Genomic DNA, 17,168 nt, shown 5'->3' on the forward strand with positions numbered 1-17,168 from the left:
TAGGGGGGGAGGTGGGGATTTTCGATGCGTGGATCTTCGAAGAGCATCCTCCAGAACCCGATCGTGACGTTGTGGGTGTGGCCGGGGCGTGCGACCTCGGTCCCACTGTCGCCGCTCTTTATCGGATCGGTGGCGGTCGGATCCGGCTCCCCGGTCGGTATCATCAGGTCGGGGTGGGAGTGCGTGCCGTCCGAGCCCCCGGTCACTCCGGGCGTCGAGTTCGCCACGAGGAAGCGCTCCTCGAAGATGTCCTGGACCTTCCATCCGTCTCCGGGGAGGGCATTGAACATGGCGGTCATCCCGGTCGGGACAGTGCTGTCTCCCGTGGCCTGTCCCAACTGTACCGTGATGAAGGGGGGCTCGTTGTCCCCGGGTGCGGTCTCGCCGGTAGCAGTGTGCGTGTGTTCCCATTTGGTCACGACGGTCTCGTTGCCGGAGTCGTCATAGAGTATCGTTTCCCAACCTGCCAGGGGGAATCCGGTCGTCACCTGCACGGTGTGCGTGTGGGTCGGTGCGCCGCCGGTCCCGGTCCCGCTTCCTCCCCTGAGGTACCGGTTGTCGTTGTATGCTGGCATCCAGCCCTCCGGGATGTCGGAGATGAAGGGGGCGATTGCCCCTGCCGGGACCGCCAGGGGTGTACCTTCCAGGCACCTGATGATCTGGAGGTCCTGATAGGGGGGGAGGTGGGAGGCCTCCGAGACAGTGGTCTCGGAGCCCAAGGTGAGGTGCGTGTGGCCCCTGCCGCGGAGCGATAGCCATTTCCCCCCTGGTTTATACCTCAGGGTTTCCCACGCCGAGGGGCCTGAACTGTTGAGTGACTCCAATGCCGGTTCGTGCGTGTGGGTCGGTGTGCCGCCGGTCTTCCAGACCGTGTCCAACCAGGGGACCCAGGGAAGATAGAGGTTCGCTCCCCTCGGGAAGCGTTCGTAGAACAGATCCCCCTCTTCGTCCGAGATACACTCCCAACCGTCGGGGGGATCCACGCTGGCCCAGAAGAGCATCATGTCGGCGTCGTCCCCGCTCCCGCCGGCCGCGATCGTCACCGCGCCGTTCGGCAGGACCGAGACGTGGTACAGGATCCCGCTCTCGAAATCCTCCTGCGTGGTCGTCTCCCAGCACGCCGGGATCCAGGCGGAGAAGATGTTGCCGGTTGCCTCCCCGTCGGAGAAAAAGGCCGAAGCCACCCCGATGCCTCCCGCGAGGTACAGAAGCAGGCCTGCAATGGCTGCGACAACGAACAAACGTCGTGCGGTCATGATGGGGGCGCCTATCCCCCCTCCTTGTCCTCGCTCTTCGACCCCTCCCTGAGCCCCTTCACCTCCAGGGCGATGAGGACGAGGCCGGGGACGACCAACGTGAGGACAAACCCGATCGGGCTCCTGACGAAGGCGGCGAGGTAGCCGAGGAATGGGAGGGAGAAGAGGACCCTGCCGACGACGTTCCCCGCGGGGACCGGGACCGGGTCTGCGTCCTCGTTGGCGTCCCCTTTGGTCAGGAAGCGGGCGGGCGATCCCGCCTCGACGGCGACCACCCGGTGAGTGACCCGGTTCTCCCCTGACTTGAAGGTGATGACGTCGCCGACCCGGACGTCGTCGGGCGATGCCGGGCCGATGACGACGACGCCCCCGACCGGGATCGCGGGCTCCATGCTCCCGGAGAGGACGACCTCGACGTGCCACCCGATCGCCGGGGTGGTGAGGGCAGCGGCGGCGACCAGGACGAGCGCGATGGCGGCGAGCAGTTCAAGGGGTTTCTTCATGTCCTATCCTAAGAGGTTCGGGGGGCCGGATGGCCCCTCTCACGGATTATACAGGCATCTGGCCGTGCTGCGCCAGGTAGAACTGGATGGTGAAGGTGCTGTTGTCGCCCTGGTACTCGTTGCCGGCAGCCGGGTCAAGGTGGAAATTGAGGGAGAGATCAGTCCCACTTCCGGCAGTCAGGTTATTCTTGATAAGCGTGTAGGTGTGCGGGTCACTGAGGTGGGTACCGTTGATGCCCGACACCGCGCCTGTTTCGTTGTTGCAGATGATGGTGAACATGGTGCTGATGTCGTCTTGCGCGGCCCAGCCAGTGGCGTCCCAGGCAGCGCCATCCCATGTCGCCCCTTCGGCCACGTACTCGGGCTCTGAAGACACTCCTCCCGCGGCTGGATAGACCGCGAGACCTCCGCCATCTACAACACCTGTAATGTTCATGTAGAGGTCGCCCGTTAGCGACCCCACGTTTGTGAGGGTCAGGCTGCCGAAGGATGTACTCTGACCGGGGGTCATGTTCCCGAGGGTGAGCGGAACACTCCATGGATTAGTATCGTTCACGCTCAGGTCCAGCGTCCCGGCGGTGAAGACGTTCCCTTCGCTCGTCTCCGTGTCCGAGAAGTACGCATATGTGCCGCCGCCGATGAGGAGCGACACCAGGGCGATGCCCATCACTCCGTACAAAATTTTTGATTTCATGGATTTTCCATCCTCCTGATCTGCACCTTTGCCGTGCAGTATATATTGCGCCACGTTATTTATTATATGTTATATTTAATTATTCTTATTGCATGTGCTGGACAAATTTTAATTTTATTTTGTATATGTCGCCGATGTTATTATTTGGGATATCTTGTTCTTTTGAATTTTATCTCACCGTTATGTGTGTTTTTTGATCGCATTTGCGTATGTTTTTTGATCATTTTTCCAGACAATATGCTCCATTGCCTTTTCTCTCCAGATCGGGATTTATATTTTAATATCTGATGACTATACTTTTTAAATCCGATTTTCACGGTTCCTGTCACTCTGTTCGATCCGGCTCCTGTATGTTGTGGGATCTCCTCCAGATCCGGGGATCTCTCTGAAGGCGGGGATAGCATAACGAGATATTTCCACACATCTGTACCGCCGTAGAGGCCGGCCGTGCCCCCCTCGCGCCCTCTTCGCAACCTTTCTATCTCTCCGCCTCCCACCGGGCATCTGATGTTTGAGGATCTCTGGGAGTTCTGCGAGACGGGCGTGATCACGCCCGAGCGGATGCGTGCGGTGGACAGGAACAGCATGGCCCTCGGCGTCTCCGGTCTCCAGTTGATGGAGGCGGCCGGCCTTGCGGTCGTTGCGGCGGTGCGGGAGTCCTCGCCGTCGCGGGTGCTCGTCCTCTGCGGGCGGGGGAACAATGGCGGCGACGGCCTTGTCGTCGCCCGCCACCTCCAGGACTCTGAGGTGGACGTGGTCTGTCCGGCATACGGCTCCGCGACCCCCGATTTCCTCGCCCAGCTCGCCGCCCTCCGGGCCTGCCCGGCCGCCGTCCATGAGGTGCGCGTGCCAGCCGACGTGGAGGCCCTCTCCCCCCTCTTCGCGAGGGCCGACCTGATCGTCGACGCCATGCTCGGCACCGGGGCGGAGGGCGTGCCGCGGGAGCCCCTGCTCTCGATGGTCAGGCTCATGAACGCGAGCGCGGCCCGCGTGGTGGCGGTCGACGTGCCGACGCCCGGGGCCCGGGCCGACCTGATCGTCACCTTCCACCGCCCGAAGGAGGCGGGCGGCCGGGTGGCGGAGATCGGCATCCCCCTTGCAGCCGAGATCTGCACCGGCCCCGGCGACCTCCTCTGCCTGCGGCCGAAGGGGCCGTCAGCCCACAAGGGGGCCGGCGGCGAGGTGCTCGTCGTCGGCGGCGGGCCGTACCAGGGCGCCCCCTTCCTCGCCGGCATGGCCGCGCTCAGGGCCGGTGCCGACATCGTGCGTGTCGCCTCCCCCGCGTACGTGGAGAACCCCGACCTCATCCACGTCCCCCTATTCGGTCGGGTGATCGGCGACGAGCACCTCGCCGCTCTCGTCACCCTCGCGGAGAGGGCCGACGTCGTCCTCTGTGGGAACGGCCTCGGCACGGAGAGCCACGACGTGGTGATGGCCCTCGCCCGGCATGCGAAAAGGCTCGTCCTCGACGCCGACGCCCTCCGCTCTCCCCTCCCCGCGGGGCCGGAGACGGTCTACACCCCCCATGCCGCGGAGTTCGTCAGGGCCTTCGGCCGCCCTCTCCCCTCGTCCTTGCGTGACCGCGCCCGCACCGTGCGCGGGGCCGTGCCCGAGGGCGCCGCGGTCCTCCTGAAAGGTGCCGTCGACATCATCTCTGACGGCCAGCGGGTCCGCTTCAACAGGACGGGCTGCCCCGCAATGACCGTCGGCGGGACAGGCGACGTCCTCGCCGGGCTTGCGGCCGGCCTCTTCTGCCGCCTCCCGGCCTTCGACGCCGCATGCGTCGCGGCATATGCGAACGGCCTCGCCGGCGAGGCAGCGGCCGCCGGGCGGGACGCCGGCATGACCGCAACAGAAATGCTCGCCCGCATTCCAGAGGTACTGTATGGTTGAGTTCACCCATATCGCGGACGACCGCGCCCGCATGGTCGACGTCTCCGACAAGCCTGATGTCGTGCGGGTAGCGGTCGCGGAGGGCCGGATCTACCTGCGGGAGGAGACTCTTGCGGCGATCCGCGACGGGACCGTTATCAAGGGCAATGTCCTGGCCACGGCGCGGGTCGCCGCCACCATGGCGGTGAAGGACACCTCCCGCATCATCCCGATGTGCCACCCCCTCGCCCTCGGCGGTGTGGAGACCGACTTCGAGGAAGGGGAGGGCTGCATCGTCGCACGGGTCAGGGTCCGCTCGTACGGCAAGACCGGCGTCGAGATGGAGGCCCTCACCGGCGTTTCGGCCGCTCTCCTCACCGTCTGGGACATGGTGAAGTCCGCGGAGAAGGACAAAGACGGGCAATACCCCGTCACCAGGATCGAGGGGATCCGGGTCGTCGAGAAGAGGAAGGGCGCGGTGTGAGGCACTGATCCGCTGTCTTCCTCCTATCGTCACTGGTGGACTCCCTCGAAAGTCTTCGACTTTCTTGACCTCCCTTAGTTCGGTCCTCGAAAAAAATTCGGTTTTCTCGAACTCGCGGACGCTCGTTCCCCGCTCGGGATTGGTCCCGGAAGAATTATCAGATTCCTGGGATGGAGGCTTTGCAATCCTGCCTCTATCTTGAGCGGGGGGCCGGGGGCGTAGTCCCCCGGCGCGAGACGCCGATCCACTACCTTCCCCATAATCAGGACCGGGGGTTTCACCCCCAGACCCCCCTCAGGATTGGGCCGGGGAAGAACGAGCCGGAGATCTGATGAGCGGGACTGCCATTCCCGTCCTATTCTAATGGCGGGGGTCTGGGGGCGTAGTCCCCCAGAAGAGGGTGCCGATCTATATCCTTCTCCACCATCAGGGCCGGAGATTTACGCCGGACCCCCGCCGTAGGCTTGCTCCGGGGAAGAGTGAACAAAGATCCAGAAGATGGAGAGTACCTTTTTGTTCTCGATTCTGGGTTGCCGCTCTTCCGTCCTGTACGAATATTAATAATATCGCAGGATCCACCAGTACAGGTATCCCATCAAGGAATGTGGCGCAACATTTGCGCTGAACCTGAGGTGAATTGCAATGGCAAAGTCAATGTATGCCTACGTTCGTGAGGCATGGAGAAACCCCGACGCCACCGAGGTCAAGGCGCTCCTCTGGGAGCGGATGCAGGTCTGGCGGCGCGAGGGTGCAGTCGTGCGGCTCGCTCGCCCGACCAGGATCGACCGTGCACACTCCCTCGGCTACAAGGCCAAGCAGGGTGTCATCGTCGTGCGGGCACGCGTCCGCAGGGGCGGCAGGAGGAAGTCGAGGTACATCCGCGGTCGCAGGACCGCCCGGATGGGTATGCGCCGGATCACCGCTGGCAAGAGCATCCAGCGGATCGCCGAGGAGCGTGCCTCCAAGAAGTACCGGAACATGGAAGTCCTCAATTCGTACTGGGTCGGCGAAGACGGCCGCAACAAGTGGTACGAGATCATCCTCGTCGACGGTAGCCACCCGTCCGTGATGAGCGACCCGCAGCTCGCATGGATCGGTCAGGCGAACCAGCGCGGCCGTGCCGAGCGCGGCAAGACGATGGCCGGAAGAAAGGGCCGTGGCCAGAGGCACAAGGGCACTGGCACCGAGAAGACCCGCCCGAGCATCCGGTCCAACGCGAACAAAGGAAAGTAACCATCCCCTTATTTTTTGGAGTGCACCAATGGCGTACACCGATGCCTGCGTGCATCCCTATCCTGACGGCGACACGACCCTCCCTCGCATGGCTCTCGAAGCACGGGACTGCGGTTTTGACCGGATCGTTTCGACCGACGGGAACGGCGAGTTCTTTGGCGTGCAGGTGATCCCGGGCATCGTGATCGCGGCTGCACATGTCAGGGACCTGACGCGGGGGGTGCGCCGCGCCCCTGCCGGGGCTCTTGTGATGGTCGAAGCAGGCGAAGAAGGCTTCAACAGGTCGGCCGTTTCCCTTGGCGGGGTTCATGTGCTGAGAGGTCTTAGCCGTGCCGGGAAACATGCTTTCGACCACGTCGCCGCACGGACTGCTGCTGAAAACGGCGTCGCCGTCGAGATCGACCTTGCGCCGGTCATCTGCCTGCGGGGCCGGGAGAGGCAGCGGGTGTTCCAGCGTTACGCGGACGTCCTCGTCCTCCAGCGCCACTACGGCTTTCCCCTCACCGTCGCAAGCAATGCCAGGTCTGCCCTCAACCTGCGGAGCGTGCGCGAGGCCGTCGGCCTCTGCTCACTTTTCGGGATGGAGGAGGCCGAGACCCTTTCCGCCCTATCTTCCCTCGACAGGCTGATGGAACGCCCCGAACCGGTGCAGGTGGTCGAATGAAGGTGCGGCCGCCGACCCTCAGGACGAAGAGGAGGTACCTGCTCGTGCGGGTCTTCCCGCCCTGGCAGGAGACCGGGGAAAAGGCGCTGTACCTGGCTATCGCCGATGCGGTGACCTCCCTGTTCGGCGACGCCCGTGCCGCCGTGATCCAGCCTGCCGTCCTCTCCCGCGAGGGGGAGCACGCCATCCTCCGCTGTCAGCGGGGGACAGAAGGCGACCTCGCCGTCGCGTGCTCGACCGTCACCGCGGTCGGGGACGCGAAAATCGCCCTCCGGACAGTGGCGGTTTCCGGGACGATCGCCGCGCTCAAGAGGCGACTTCTGGAGGGGGGTCCCCGGAAGGGGCCGGAATCGGTCACCTACGGGGAAAAGGAGTCGCCCGCCTTCAGGTACGGACGGCACAAGGTTGATGTACTACAAGAGGGTATTAAAAAGCAGAGCAGAGTCTTTTTGACAGATCATGAAAGAGAGGAGATCTAATGCAACCACAATATCAGATGGGATATGACCGGGCGATCACGGTCTTCAGCCCGGACGGCCGTCTCTACCAGGTAGAGTACGCACGCGAGGCAGTGAAGCGGGGGACCACTGCAGTCGGGATCAAGTGCAGGGAAGGTGTGATCCTTCTTGTCGACAAGCGGGTATCGTCCCGCCTCCTTGAATCCTCGTCGATCGAGAAGATCTACCTGATCGACGATCACATCGGTGTCGCATCCTCAGGCCTTGTCGGCGACGCCCGCCTCCTTGTGGAAAGGGCGCGGGTCGAGGCACAGATCAACAGGGTGACCTACGACGAGTCGATCGATGTCGAGACCCTGGCAAAGAAGATCTGCGACCACATGCAGGTGTACACCCAGTTCGGCGGCGCCCGCCCGTACGGCACGGCCCTGCTGATCGCGGGCATCTTCGAGGGCGAGGTTCGCCTCTTCGAGACCGACCCGTCGGGCACGCTCCTCGAGTACAAGGCGACAGGCATCGGCATCGGCCGGCCTGCGGCCATGAAGATCTTCGAGGAGGAGTACAACCCCGAGATGACGATCCCCGACGCGATCCGTCTCGGCCTCAAGGCCCTCCATGCGGCGACCGAAGGGAAGTTCGATGTCCAGACCGTCGAGATCGGTGTCATAGAGGTCGCAAACCCGTTCTTCCGAAAGATGGAAGCCGCAGAAGTGAAGTCGTTTGTCGATCAGATGGACTTCGAGAGTGTCGCGGAACCTTCAGGGGAGTGAGTGAGGTATGATCCCACTGGACCGGGCGGTTGTGGCACGGCTTGAGAGCCACGGCGAGCGGTTCGAGATCGGGGTCGACCCCGACCTTGCGATGAAGGCCAGAAAGGGTGAAGACGTCCCTATCGAGGACCTTGTCGCTGCCGATTTCGTCTTTGAGAACTTCGCACATGGGGAACGCGCCTCTGACGAGTCCCTGGTGAAGGCCTTCGGGACGACCGACTTCGAGCCGATCGCACGAAAGATCCTTACCAAGGGTGAGATCCATCTCACCTCGGAGCAGCGCCGGCAGTTGATCGAGGATAAGCGCCGGCAGGTCATCACGTACATCGCACGTAATGCTGTCAACCCGCAGACCAAACTCCCGCACCCGCCCCAGAGGATCGAGATGGCGATGGAGGAGGCGAGGGTGAGCATCGACCCCTTCAAGCACCTGGACGAACTGGTGAAGGAGACGATGAAGGCTCTCCGCCCTCTCATCCCCATCCGCTTCGAGGAACTCCGCGTCGCGGTGCGGATCCCGGCCGACCACGCGCCCCGCGCCTATGGCGAGATGCAGACGGCGACGACGGTCGAGAGAGAGGAGTGGCAGAATGACGGGTCATGGGTCTGCGTATGCAGGATCCCTGCCGGCACACAGAGTGAATTCTACTCTCTGGTCAACCGTCTCTCCAAGGGAGACGGGCAGGTCAAGGTGCTTGAACAACTATATTAACCAAAACATCTAACCTAAATAAGCATATTAGGGGTAATCCAGAATGGCGAGGCGTAACCAGAAAGCAAAAGGCAAGGTCACCGGAAGTTCCGGGCGGTTCGGATGCAGGTACGGCAGGTTCATCCGCAAGCGTGTGGTCGATGTCGAGAGGGTCGAGAAGGCCGCCCACACCTGCCCCCGCTGTGACCACGAGTCTGTCCACCGTGTCGGCACCGGGATCTGGGAATGCCGCAAGTGCGGGTTCAAGTTTGCAGGCGGCGCGTACGCTCCGCAGACGCCGTCCCTCCGCGTAGCCCTGCGGACGATCGAGCGTGCAATCGAGACCCAGGAGTAAGCTCCGTGGCCAGCTCGTACAAGTGTGCGCGGTGTAAGCAGAAGGTCGAAATCGACCAGAATGTCAGGTGCCCCTACTGCGGACACCGTATCCTGTTCAAGGAGAGAGGCGCCGCGACCAAAGACCTGAAGGCTCGATGACTGTCGTCACGACCTCCAGAAAAGCGGCAAACGACCTGCGGGCGCTCGCACGGCACCTCGCCTTTGCGACGGGCGCCCGGTACCTGGCCCGCGGGAAGACCGGCCTTGCGGCCCTTTCCGACGAGTCGGTCATACTCTTTCTCCGGGAACGCGGTGCCCTCAGGCTCCAGGTGGTGGAGGAGGGGGTTGTCGCCCATGAGTTTGCTCTCAGGAAGGTCACGATCTCTGAGCGGAGCGAACCGATCAGTCACACGATCAGGATCGCGGACCCATCGGTTTATGAAGTCCTGAAAAGATACTGTGTAGCTGAACAGATCGAGGCCGATGTGCCGTCAGTCATCTTTGACGGCCAGCAGAAGAAGAGGTTCGTCCTTGAGGTGGCACCCGATGCATGAGGCGGTCTTTACGTTCCACACGCCGGCCGCGCCCCTGCTGTACCGCGCCCTCGCCCCGGAGGCCGGGGAGGTGGCCGGTTCCCGCTCCCACGAGGAGGTCGCCCTCGCCGGCCCCGACAGCCTTGTCCTCATGGTGCGGGCGGCGGACGTGCACGCCCTGCGGGCGGCGCTGAACATGTGGCTTCGGCTGGTCAATGTGGCTGACGAAATCCAGGAGATGATCAGGCATGAGTAGTAATATTTCACCCAGGGTTCAGCAGCAGCTTGCGATGCTGCAGCAGATCCAGCAGCAGCTCCAGACGATCGTCGGGCAGAAGGCCCAGTACGAGATGGCGGTGAAGGAGACGAACCGCGCGGCGGAGGAGCTGAAGGAGGTCGCCGACGATGCGCCGGTGTACGTGAATGTCGGGACCGTGATGATGCAGAAGGGGAAGGAGAAGGTGCTCGCCGAATTGCAGGAGAAGGCCGAGACCCTCGGGCTGCGGATTGCGTCCCTTGAAAAACAGGAAAAAGTGATGCAGACGAAGTTCGAGCAGCTCCAGTCCCAGGTCAAGCAGGCCCTCGGCGGCGCGCCGTCCCAGGCCTCGTAATCTTTTTTTTGGTTTCTCTTTCTCGTTGTCAGGCCCGCTCGCTGTGGGTGTTGGTTTATCCCGAACGTCGGTTCTGGAAGTTGTCTCTTTCTGCCGTTGGGGGATACGATCCGTTTCCGCGATGGAGGGTGGACCCACTGCCTTCCCCTAAACACGGGCCGGGGGACTGCGCCCCCGGACCCCCGCTCTGGATTGGTCCCGGGAAGAATGAACAGGAGATCATACTTCCTATTCTGTACCCTGGGCAACGAACATCAGTGATTCCGAGAAAACCATAGTTTTTCTCTGCCGGGTAAAGCACCCTCCTGTCACAGGCACGCCAGAACCGGAATTCTCCAGAATCCGGAGTGCCCTGTATATGCCGCACTCCGAACCTGACCCCCTGCCGGCCGAAAAAAAGTGTCGTTCCGGGGAGGTCACTCCCCGGTTTTCGTGCCCTGCACCCTCTGCAGCAGGTTGATCGCGTTGATCATCGCATCGACGGAGGCGATGACGATATCGTCCGCGGAGGCGGAGGCGTCGAAGATGTGGCCGGCCCGATCCTCGACAGTGATCGTGACATGTCCGATGGCGTCTGTGCCGCCGCTGATCGACTCGACCGCGAACTCCTTCAGGTGGACGGGCTCGTCCAGGCAGCGGAGGATCGCCTTCATGGCGGCGTCCACCGGGCCGTTGCCTGTGCTGCACCCGATCTTCTCGGCCCCGTCGACGATGAGGCTGACAGAGGCGGTCGGCATCGAGTGGGTGCCGGTGAAGACGGCGATGTCACGCAGCCCGACTGCGGGGGTGACGCCTGCCATGCCCATGACCTCCTCGGCGATCGCATACAGGTCGGCGTCGGTGACCCGGCGGCCCCGGCTGGCGATCGCCTTCATCTTCGCCAGGACCTGGTCGAGCGCGGCGTCGTCAGGCTGCATGTGGACGTCGGCGAGCATCTGGCGGACGGCGTGCCTGCCCGCATGTTTGCCGAGCTTCAGGCGCCGCCGGTGGCCGACCATCTCCGGGGTCATGATGCCCGGCTCGAAGGTGTCCGGGTGCTCGATGATGCCGTGGGCATGGATGCCGCTCTCATGGGCGAAGGCGTTCTCGCCGACGACGGGCTGGCCCGGCGGGATGCTGATCCCGGCGTACCGTGAGACGAGACGCGAGGTCTCCAGGAGGCGGTTGGAGACGACGCCTGTCTCGATGCCGTAGATCGCCTCCAGGGCCATCGCGGTCTCTGCGAGGTCGGCGTTGCCGGCCCGTTCGCCCATGCCATTGACGGTGACCTGGACCTGCGCGGCCCCGGCTTCGACCGCGGCGAGGGTGTTTGCGACCGCGAGGCCGAAGTCGTTGTGGCAGTGGACGTCGATCGGCGCCTTCACTTCCTTCACGGCCCAGGCGATCAACTCCTTCATCGCGGTCGGCGTCATGACGCCGACGGTGTCCGGGATGTTCACGGTCGTCGCCCCCGCGTCCACGGCCGCCAGACAGACCTCGGCCAGGTAGTCCCGGTCGGTCCTGGTGGCGTCCATCGCGGAGAAGAGGACGTGCGGCACCTGCTCCCTGGCATAGGCGACGACCTCCGCGGTGGCGTCGAGCACCTCCTGCCTGCTCTTTTTGATCGTGTACTCCCGCTGGATGTCTGAGGTCGGGATGAAGACATGGACCATGCCGACGCCGCACGCGGTGCAGGCGTCCACGTCGTCCCTCCTCATCCGGGCGAGGCCGCAGATCCGGGCAGAGTCGACGGCCCTGGCGACCGCCTGCACGGCCTCCCTCTCCTCCGCGGAGGATGCAGGGAAACCGGCCTCGATGGTGCCGACTCCGATTGCGGCGAGCTGGCGTGCAATCTCGACCTTCTGGTCAACGGCAAAGGACACGCCCGGCGTTTGTTCGCCGTCCCTGAGCGTGGTGTCGAAAAGAGTGATGTTCTTACGTGCATTCCCAGGGGTAAAGAAAACGATACCCCCTTGTCATCTGTGTGTCTGCGTTGATGCGAGACATACACAGAAGTGGACACTGTGATATATATAGGTGTCTCCCGGGGCGTCAGGAGGCACCGATATCTTTAATAACCGGCTAGACCCACCTATATAACGCAATACCCGCCTTAACTCAGACTGGTAGAGTGCGCGGCTGTAGTTTGGTTTACCGACGCTCGGTAACCGCGCGGCTACCGCGATGTCCCCGGTTCGACTCCGGGAGGCGGGATATCGCAATGTGCCCAGGTAGTGTAGAGGCCTATCATGATGCCCTGTCACGGCATCGACACGGATTCGAATTCCGTCCTGGGCGTTTTCCCTTTTTCTGTCGTCATTCCCCGACGCCGGGGTGTATTTTTTACTCCTGACCGCGAAGTGTCTCTCCATGGAGCATGAGTACACGGTCGACGATGCAGAGGAAGGTCTCCGCCTTGCCCTTTCCGGGGCCGAAGAGGCCCGCATCAGGGGCATGGCCGCGATCCTGATCGGGAAGACCGGGGACGATCCGGCTGCGCTCGTCCTGGCCCTCGGCGACGCCGACAAAGGGGTGCGGGCACGGGCGATGGAGGGTCTGGTGGCACAGGGTGCCGTCCTCCCCCTGGTCCGCGCCCTGCAGAACCCTGCGTGGCGGGTCCGGTACCGCGCCGCTGAAGGGCTTGGCCGCATCGGCGACCGCCGGGCCGTCGGGCCCCTCGTGCGGGCCCTCCGCGACGAGAAGGATCATGTGCGCTATATGACGGCAAAGGCCCTTGGCCTGATCGCGGACCCGGCGGCGCGTGACGCCCTCCTCCCCCTCCTCTCAGACCCGAACCCCCCGGCCAGGAAGGCGGCGGCTTTTGCCCTGGGGCGTGTTGGGGGCGCGGACGAGGCCCTGGAGGCGGCCCTCGTCGCCGAACCCTCGGGTGCGGTGCGCCGGGCGATCAGGGACGCCCTCGGGCGGCCGTGATATGGACGTCCCTCCCCTCCCCCTGGTGGTCCGCGTCGGGGTGGCAGGGGAGGGCGACCCCGCGCCTGTGCTCGCGTACCTGGACCGCATCCTTGCCAGCACGCCGCACACCTATCTGGCCGTGACCACCGGGGTGAGGGTCACCGGCATCGCCGACCTCCGCACCGTCGGGTCTGCCGTGGAGGTGGTCGAGGCCTGCGACCTCCTTGTCGCCTTCACCGATGACGCTGTGGCGGTGGCCCGCGCCGCGGGCAGGACATTCTTTTTCGTTACCCCGACGGGTGCGGTCACCGCGGAGCACCATGCCGACCACATCCTCGAGACCCTCCGCTTCTTTGACACCTACAATGGCGAGAGTGTGGACCCGGCGCGGGTCAGGGTAAAGGTGGCCGGCCACGAGAGTGCTTACAGGGCGGCCCTGCTGGCTGCGGGCCTGGACCCGGCCCTCCTTGACGAGGTGGCAGGGTCCCTCCTCCCGTACTATGCCCGCACCCGCATCCTCGCCGACCACTATGGCAGCCGCCACCGGCTGGCCGGCAGTGCAGTGTACGCCCTCTCCTCTGCCGCGATCGCCGTCGTCGCGGTTCAGGCCCTCCTCCTCCCTGCCTGGCCGGCCCTGGTCTGGCTGGAGGTGGCGGCGATCGCCTGCGTCCTCCTCCTCCTCATCGCTGGCCGGACCCTGGACTGGCACCGCAGGTGGCTCGACTACCGCTTCCTTGCAGAGAGGATCCGGTCGGCGATCTTCCTCTGTTTTGTCTGCATCACCTGCGAGCTCCCCGACCGCCCGCCCCTCACTCTCTCTCCCCATGCCGACGACTGGCTCTCCCGGGCCTTCGAGAGTCTGGTCGAGTCGAGGCCGCAGGAGTACTGCTCACTCGCGATGCCTTTCGAGCCCCTGAAGGCCTTCCTCCTGGAGGCCTGGCTCGCCCGGCAGATCGACTGGTACGCGCAGAAGGCGCAGAAAAACCGGCGGCGGCACGAGGACCTCCTCTATGCCGGGGAGATCTTCTTCATCGCCACCCTGATCGCGGCCGCGGCCCATGCCTCGGGTGTCGGCCACCCCTACACCACCACCCTGACCATCGTCCTCCCTGCGGTGGCGGCCGGCCTCGCCGCGATCCGGACCCAGCAGGAGTATCGCCCGATGGCCGAGAGGGCTTCCCGCATGCTCCGCCACCTCTCGGCCCTCTCCCTGCGGATCAGGCGGGCCGGGGACATGCCGGCCCTCTGCGCCCTCCTCGCCGAGGCGAACGAGATGATGCTGCGGGAGCAGCAGGAGTGGCGGGTCGCCTTCAGGTTCAGGGAACTGGAGACGCCGTGACCGCGTGGTATGGGGCTTGCGACCGGAAGGTCCTGCACCGGCGAGAAAAGCGTTATCCGATCTGTGAGTGACAGAGGTATGGTGCGGCATGCCTGCGGTTGAGAGTATCGTTGATACCCTGGCTGATCACCGAATGCGGATCATGAGTCTTGGTGTTCGGCGGATCGAGGTCTTTGGGTCCTTCGTACGAGGTGAAGAGCGTGCGGATAGTGATATCGATATTCTCGTCGAGTTTGAAAGGATTCAGCGGTATACTCCGGAAATGTCATATGCAGAGTTCGATGAAAACGATCTCGTACAGGACGCGGTGATCAGAAACCTCATGGTCATTGGTGAGGCCGTCAAACTCATTCCCGAACCGCTCAAAGAAAGGCGTGCCGATATTTCCTGGAGAATAATTGCAGGACTGCGGGATATTCTCATCCACGCTTATTTCGAAGTTCATACCGAAATCGTGTGGGACATCGTCAGGAATAAACTCCCCGAACTCCAGCGTGCTGTCAGGGAGATGCTCGATAGTGACGCCGCTCGATAATTTTTCTCTTCTATCGCTGTACCAAGCGTATGTTTTGCATCGAGTGAACTCCTGGTGAAGGGTGCCGAGGCTCTGGTATTGCCTGAAAAGAATATACAGATCCTTTTTTTCAACCGCTGCTCTCCTCTGTCCGATCGAGCAACGCATGGATCAGGGGTTTCTGCGCCGGGATCTCGTGGGTCAGAACATCCCGGACGATCTCCCGGTCCACACTGAAGTACGCATGGAGGTCATCCCAAAACTCTCCATCCTTGATATGTGACCGGAAGAAATTTTTGACGTACGATGTTGTTCGAGAGATTGCTGCTGCCCTGCCCCTATCTTATTCTGGGGGGTCTCCCCCGGCGGGAGAGAGCAAGGAAACACTCTTTATTCCCTATGGGGGCGGCACATCTGATCGGCCCGCCTTCCTCCATGAATCACGCCGGTGGCGCGGCCTCCAGAACCCCGGGATCTTCTCCCTGAGGCGGGCGGGAGGTTCTTTGTCGCCTCACCGATCACCTCGATACTCCGGAGGACGGATCGTTTCAGCACCTCGTCCTGCACGAGGTCGTCATAGGTGATGGCGCCGCACTACTCCTCCAGTCCGTGATATGGTGGAGGAAGATTCCTTCACGCTTCACACCAGACCGCCTCGCCTTTGATGTACGAACGGAGATAGGGGTCGATCCCGCCGGTGGTGACCGGGTCCACCCGCCTGCCGAAGAGATCTTCGAGGTATGCGATGAGGTCCATGAAGTTCTGGAACGTGGCCTGTTCCGGTGCGAATTCGACGAGAATGTCGATGTCGCTCGTCGGGGTCTCTTCCCCCTCGCGACGGATCCGAATATGCCTGTCCGTACGACTCCGAAACGCCCCCGGATCCAGGCTGATCGCTCCTGCAGTTGCCTGAGTTCGTTGGTCTGGAGGTGAGCGGTCACGCCTATCGAGAGGATCCTGGGGATTGCGGTATATATAGGTGCCCGCACCGCGGCACTCTCCGGGGAATACCTGGATAGAGGAAGGAGACCCCTTCGGCACAGGTAAAATATGTGGTGTGATCTGATGCGAAAGCGGTGTCCCGGGTCATTGCCTGCGGTTGTCCCATGCGAAGAAATCTTTGCCTCATACGACCACGTTCAACTAACTCCGCAAGGAGTCCCCGTCCAACAGGTGCGGGGAGGAATTTCGGTTCACAAGTATGACCATAAATATTTTTGCGTGAAACATATCTCTGTGCTCCCCACAAAGACCGTCATCCTCAAGACGGACTGTCCTGACTCCGATCTTCTTGACCGGACGGTACAGACCTACACCGATGGGATGAACTACGTCTCTGCGGTTGTGTACAAACTCGGGAAACCGAAGGGTTCTGCCGCCCTCCAGAAGATCGTCTATCCTGCTCTCCGGGAGCAGATCGGTCTCAAGTCCCAGATGTCCTGCAATGTCGTCCGGCAGGTCACGGGAACTTACCGGACACTCCAGGAGCAGGTCAAAGCGAAAAAGACGGAGTGGCAGCAGATCACGTACGCTCCCACCTCCATGACCTTCTCCTTCGGGCGGGACTTCTCCCTTGACGGGGATGAGATCGGGCTTACGACCATCGAGGGGAGACGGAAGTATCGGTTCTTCCGGTATCCTCACATGGAGCAGTATCTCGACGGATCATGGAAGTTTGGCGCGTCAAAACTGGTGAAACATCAGGGCGGGACATATTACTTCCACCTCTGTTGTGAAAAGGACGTAGAAACCCGTAAAGTCACGGAGTCTTCGACTTTCATGGGGGTAGACGTAGGCCAGAACTTCCTTGCTGTTGCCTCGACAACCGACAAGAAATGTCGGTTCTTCTGTGGCGGGAAAGCGAAGGATCTCCGAAACATCTCTTCTACTATGCGGAAACGGTTGCAGTCAAAGGGCACCCGGTCGGCAAAGAGGATGCTGAAGCACCTCTCTGGCCGGGAGAGACGGCTTATGACTGATATGAACCACCGCGTCTCGAAGGAGATCGTTCGTTTTGCCGTTCAGAACAAGGTTGATGTGATCGGGCTGGAGGACCTTACCGGGATCAGGGATCGGACAGAAACCTCGAAAGGGAGGCGATACACCCATCATTCCTGGGCGTTCTTTGAACTTCAGTCCTTCATCGAGTACAAGGCACGCGAGAAAGGTATATCGACGGTCTATGTTGATCCGGCATATACCTCCCAGACTTGTCCTCGGTGCAACCATATCAGCAAGAACAACCGACACAGGAAATCGTTTGTCTGCGAATGTTGCGGGCATTCGCTCCATGCCGACCTTATCGGTGCTCGGAACAT

The 17,168-nt window shown here is 62.5% G+C and carries 22 protein-coding genes and 2 tRNA genes; 18 read left to right on the plus strand and 6 right to left on the minus strand.

The window, feature by feature from the left end; translation table 11 throughout:
* From PHP59_RS06480 to PHP59_RS06490, 3 genes are all read right to left on the minus strand, one after another.
* Nucleotides 1-1,256 (minus strand): hypothetical protein (locus PHP59_RS06480; protein WP_300165237.1); only part of this gene is annotated, 1,256 nt, incomplete at its 3' end.
* Between the two features lie 11 nt (nucleotides 1,257-1,267).
* Nucleotides 1,268-1,759: a signal peptidase I gene (locus PHP59_RS06485; RefSeq protein WP_300165239.1), complete on the minus strand. Its 492-nt coding sequence runs from the start codon at nucleotides 1,757-1,759 to the stop codon at nucleotides 1,268-1,270.
* A 46-nt stretch (nucleotides 1,760-1,805) separates the two neighbouring features.
* Nucleotides 1,806-2,453, minus strand: a complete 648-nt coding sequence (locus tag PHP59_RS06490; RefSeq protein WP_300165241.1) for a TasA family protein — start codon at nucleotides 2,451-2,453, stop codon at nucleotides 1,806-1,808.
* 507 nt (nucleotides 2,454-2,960) lie between these two features.
* Between PHP59_RS06490 and PHP59_RS06495 the strand changes: the two genes are divergently transcribed.
* The 12 genes from PHP59_RS06495 (at nucleotide 2,961) to PHP59_RS06550 (ending at nucleotide 10,105) form a co-directional block, all read left to right on the plus strand.
* Nucleotides 2,961-4,346 carry an NAD(P)H-hydrate dehydratase gene (locus tag PHP59_RS06495; protein ID WP_300165242.1) on the plus strand — a complete coding sequence of 462 codons (1,386 nt, stop codon included), beginning with the start codon at nucleotides 2,961-2,963 and terminating at the stop codon, nucleotides 4,344-4,346.
* Entirely contained in the window at nucleotides 4,339-4,809 is a 471-nt protein-coding gene (moaC, locus tag PHP59_RS06500) for a cyclic pyranopterin monophosphate synthase MoaC (protein WP_300165244.1), read from the plus strand. The genes PHP59_RS06495 and moaC overlap by 8 nt, the downstream gene beginning before the upstream one ends.
* 642 nt (nucleotides 4,810-5,451) lie before the next feature.
* Entirely contained in the window at nucleotides 5,452-6,042 is a 591-nt protein-coding gene (locus PHP59_RS06505; protein ID WP_300165246.1) for a 50S ribosomal protein L15e, read from the plus strand.
* A gap of 28 nt (nucleotides 6,043-6,070) precedes the next feature.
* Nucleotides 6,071-6,706, plus strand: coding sequence for an RNase P subunit p30 family protein (locus tag PHP59_RS06510; RefSeq protein ID WP_300165248.1), 636 nt, complete (start codon nucleotides 6,071-6,073; stop codon nucleotides 6,704-6,706).
* Nucleotides 6,703-7,185, plus strand: coding sequence for an Rpp14/Pop5 family protein (locus tag PHP59_RS06515; protein ID WP_300165250.1), 483 nt, complete (start codon nucleotides 6,703-6,705; stop codon nucleotides 7,183-7,185). The genes PHP59_RS06510 and PHP59_RS06515 overlap by 4 nt, the downstream gene beginning before the upstream one ends.
* Nucleotides 7,185-7,934, plus strand: a complete 750-nt coding sequence (gene psmA / locus PHP59_RS06520; RefSeq protein WP_067052400.1) for an archaeal proteasome endopeptidase complex subunit alpha — start codon at nucleotides 7,185-7,187, stop codon at nucleotides 7,932-7,934. The genes PHP59_RS06515 and psmA overlap by 1 nt, the downstream gene beginning before the upstream one ends.
* 7 nt (nucleotides 7,935-7,941) lie before the next feature.
* Nucleotides 7,942-8,646, plus strand: a complete 705-nt coding sequence (locus PHP59_RS06525; RefSeq protein WP_300165253.1) for a ribosome assembly factor SBDS — start codon at nucleotides 7,942-7,944, stop codon at nucleotides 8,644-8,646.
* A 43-nt stretch (nucleotides 8,647-8,689) separates the two neighbouring features.
* Nucleotides 8,690-8,980 (plus strand): 50S ribosomal protein L37ae, encoded by a 291-nt coding sequence (locus PHP59_RS06530; RefSeq protein ID WP_300165255.1) that lies wholly within the window; start codon nucleotides 8,690-8,692, stop codon nucleotides 8,978-8,980.
* A gap of 5 nt (nucleotides 8,981-8,985) precedes the next feature.
* Nucleotides 8,986-9,120 carry a DNA-directed RNA polymerase subunit P gene (locus PHP59_RS06535; RefSeq protein ID WP_083523466.1) on the plus strand — a complete coding sequence of 45 codons (135 nt, stop codon included), beginning with the start codon at nucleotides 8,986-8,988 and terminating at the stop codon, nucleotides 9,118-9,120.
* Nucleotides 9,117-9,515 carry a hypothetical protein gene (locus PHP59_RS06540; protein ID WP_300165257.1) on the plus strand — a complete coding sequence of 133 codons (399 nt, stop codon included), beginning with the start codon at nucleotides 9,117-9,119 and terminating at the stop codon, nucleotides 9,513-9,515. Before PHP59_RS06535 ends, PHP59_RS06540 begins: the two co-directional genes overlap by 4 nt.
* Nucleotides 9,508-9,750 (plus strand): KEOPS complex subunit Pcc1, encoded by a 243-nt coding sequence (locus tag PHP59_RS06545; protein WP_300165259.1) that lies wholly within the window; start codon nucleotides 9,508-9,510, stop codon nucleotides 9,748-9,750. Before PHP59_RS06540 ends, PHP59_RS06545 begins: the two co-directional genes overlap by 8 nt.
* Nucleotides 9,743-10,105: a prefoldin subunit beta gene (locus tag PHP59_RS06550; protein WP_300165261.1), complete on the plus strand. Its 363-nt coding sequence runs from the start codon at nucleotides 9,743-9,745 to the stop codon at nucleotides 10,103-10,105. Before PHP59_RS06545 ends, PHP59_RS06550 begins: the two co-directional genes overlap by 8 nt.
* 416 nt (nucleotides 10,106-10,521) lie before the next feature.
* Here the strand turns inward: PHP59_RS06550 and PHP59_RS06555 are convergent, their stop codons facing one another.
* Nucleotides 10,522-12,051, minus strand: coding sequence for a 2-isopropylmalate synthase (locus tag PHP59_RS06555; RefSeq protein WP_300165271.1), 1,530 nt, complete (start codon nucleotides 12,049-12,051; stop codon nucleotides 10,522-10,524).
* Nucleotides 12,052-12,191: 140 nt separating this feature from the next.
* Here PHP59_RS06555 and PHP59_RS06560 point away from each other — a divergent pair.
* From PHP59_RS06560 to PHP59_RS06580, 5 genes are all read left to right on the plus strand, one after another.
* Nucleotides 12,192-12,298: transfer RNA gene (locus PHP59_RS06560), tRNA-Tyr, on the plus strand.
* A gap of 11 nt (nucleotides 12,299-12,309) precedes the next feature.
* Nucleotides 12,310-12,382, plus strand: a tRNA-Asp gene (locus PHP59_RS06565).
* Between the two features lie 72 nt (nucleotides 12,383-12,454).
* The gene (locus tag PHP59_RS06570) at nucleotides 12,455-13,015 is read left to right on the plus strand and encodes a HEAT repeat domain-containing protein (RefSeq protein WP_300165262.1); all 561 of its coding nucleotides are present in this window, start codon (nucleotides 12,455-12,457) and stop codon (nucleotides 13,013-13,015) included.
* Nucleotide 13,016: 1 nt separating this feature from the next.
* Nucleotides 13,017-14,336, plus strand: a complete 1,320-nt coding sequence (locus tag PHP59_RS06575; RefSeq protein WP_300165264.1) for an SLATT domain-containing protein — start codon at nucleotides 13,017-13,019, stop codon at nucleotides 14,334-14,336.
* A gap of 88 nt (nucleotides 14,337-14,424) precedes the next feature.
* Nucleotides 14,425-14,871, plus strand: coding sequence for a HepT-like ribonuclease domain-containing protein (locus tag PHP59_RS06580; RefSeq protein ID WP_300165266.1), 447 nt, complete (start codon nucleotides 14,425-14,427; stop codon nucleotides 14,869-14,871).
* Nucleotides 14,872-15,240: 369 nt separating this feature from the next.
* Here the strand turns inward: PHP59_RS06580 and PHP59_RS12690 are convergent, their stop codons facing one another.
* Both PHP59_RS12690 and PHP59_RS06585 read right to left on the minus strand, forming a co-directional pair.
* The gene (locus PHP59_RS12690; RefSeq protein ID WP_366943735.1) at nucleotides 15,241-15,417 is read right to left on the minus strand and encodes a hypothetical protein; all 177 of its coding nucleotides are present in this window, start codon (nucleotides 15,415-15,417) and stop codon (nucleotides 15,241-15,243) included.
* A 66-nt stretch (nucleotides 15,418-15,483) separates the two neighbouring features.
* On the minus strand, nucleotides 15,484-15,891 hold the full coding sequence (locus PHP59_RS06585; protein ID WP_366943736.1) for a nucleotidyltransferase family protein: 408 nt from the start codon (nucleotides 15,889-15,891) through the stop codon (nucleotides 15,484-15,486).
* A gap of 195 nt (nucleotides 15,892-16,086) precedes the next feature.
* Here PHP59_RS06585 and PHP59_RS06590 point away from each other — a divergent pair.
* The coding region (locus PHP59_RS06590; protein ID WP_300165268.1) for a transposase at nucleotides 16,087-17,168 on the plus strand (1,082 nt) is incomplete at its 3' end.

Source organism: Methanofollis sp. (genome assembly GCF_028702905.1).
Classification (GTDB): Archaea; Halobacteriota; Methanomicrobia; order Methanomicrobiales; family Methanofollaceae; genus Methanofollis.